At 68.1% G+C, this 1,759-nt stretch carries 1 protein-coding gene and 1 pseudogene; both read right to left on the bottom strand.

All coding sequences use genetic code 11. The annotated features are described in order from the left end of the window. Positions 1 to 133: 133 nt before the first annotated feature. Positions 134 to 1,540 carry a transposase gene (locus tag ACUN0C_RS20135; protein WP_445468187.1) on the bottom strand — a complete coding sequence of 469 codons (1,407 nt, stop codon included), beginning with the start codon at positions 1,538 to 1,540 and terminating at the stop codon, positions 134 to 136. Between the two features lie 40 nt (positions 1,541 to 1,580). Next, a pseudogene (locus tag ACUN0C_RS20130) lies at positions 1,581 to 1,759 on the bottom strand (transposase); the annotation flags it as partial.

The following is a 1,759-nucleotide window of genomic DNA, read 5'->3' as shown; positions in this document are numbered from 1 at the left end:
CCGCTCTGTCGATCCGGCTGGATGAAAGCCTGCCGGATCGCGGCGGCGACGACGGTGTGCTGTCCCTTCGGGACGTGGGCCAGCGCGTTTCTCATGAAATGCACGCGGGGGCCGTTGAAGAATTCGCCGCCGATCAGGCGGCGCACATGGCTGAAGGCCGAAGCCACCGCGACATCGATGTTTCGATCGCGTCCGCAATGGTGACGAGGACCGCGAGCAAGAGCGCGAGGACGGCTCCAGCGAGCCGCTTGAGGTTCACAGCCGCGGCCGTGAGGAAGGCCTGGATTCGCATGTTCTGCAGACCGCGCCGGACGGCGCGGGCGAGGCCGTGCCAGGTCTTCGCCTCACCGTGGTAACCCTCGGATCGCCACCGGTGGCGCTGGTAGAGCCGATGGTCCTCGTCGCTCCATCGGTCTCTGCGCCGCCGAGCCCGCAGAAGGGCTGGATATTCGTCGCCGAGCACGACGGCCTTGTTGACGCGCCCCTTCGAAAGGCAGATCGCCGCGAGGTCACAGCCGCGGCAGTCTCGGGCGCGCGATGTGAAGAAGCGGCCGTGCTTCACGGGGCGGCCCGGCTTCAACTTCTTGCCGCGCGGACATTTCAGCACGTCGTGTCGGGCGTCGTAGCGGAACCGGCGCATGGGCACGGGGCTGCGGATCGGCTCGGCTTTGGCCGGGATGACCGCCTCGATCCGTCGCCTCTCCAGCCCGGCGTAGATCTTGGCGTAGGCGTAGCCGGCATCCGCGGTCACCGTGACGATCGTCGTGCCAGTCACCGTCGCGGCGGCGTCGAGACGGGCCAGCATCTGCTCGCCCTCGTTCACCTCGCCGGTCGTGACCTCGACGTCCAGCACCACGCCGAGCTGGTCGTCGACGACGCTGTGCTGCTTGTAGCTCGGCTCGAGCCGGCGGTTCCGGCCCGACGTCGCCATCGAGGCGTCGGGGTCCGTCAGGCAGACCTTCTTGAACTTGCCGGTCTTCTTGGAGTCCCGCAGCACCTGCTCGTCTTCACGATCGGGCGCACTGTCAGCATTCGCCTCGGCCGCGGCGCCGACATGGCGGACGGCGAGGCTCTCCCATGCGACGTCGGCGCGGATCAGCGAGGCGTCGACGTGCACGATCTCGCCCTTCGCGATGCCGGCGGCGACGCAGGCCTTCACGGTGCGCTCGAAGATGCGCCGGAACCGCTCCGCGCCCCAGCGCTGGCGGATGCGGGTCAGCGAGGAATGGTCGGGCAACCGGTCGTTCAGCCCGAAGCTGGCGAACCAGTGAATGGCCAAGTTCACCTGCGCCTCGCGCATCAGCCGACGGTCGTGGACGATGCCGAGCAAAAAGCCGGCCAGCATGAGCCGCACGGCCGCCTCTGGATCGATGGCGGGACGGCCGACCCCGGGCGCGTAGGCCTCTGCCACCTCCTCAGGCAGCCAGCTCAGGTCGAGAACCCGGTCGACGCGGGCGAGGACGTGATCGTCGGGAACGAGATCGCGCAGCGAGCCGCAGACGAAGAACTCCAACTGTCCTCGCCCGCGCCGCTGTAACATCCGCCAGCCCTTCGTCGCCTTCCAATAACAGCACGGAATCATAGACATGGGCGTTTTTCAACGGCCCCACGCGGCAGCGCTGCCAGGTGGAGCGCATCACCCGCTGGATCGCGGCCTTCAGCCCCTCATGCGCGTCGGAGATCACCAGTCTCACGCCCTTCAGGCCGCCCCGGACGAGGTCCTTGAGGAAGGTGGCCCAGAAGGTCTCCGCCTCCGATG

Source organism: Faunimonas sp. B44, assembly GCF_052655945.1.
This window is presented reverse-complemented; position numbering and strand designations above follow the sequence as displayed.

What these genes read in the sequence shown, in the direction of transcription:
- ACUN0C_RS20135 (WP_445468187.1), bottom strand. Translation starts at nt 1,540, where the DNA reads ATGTTACAGCGGCGCGGGCGAGGACAGTTGGAGTTCTTCGTCTGCGGC.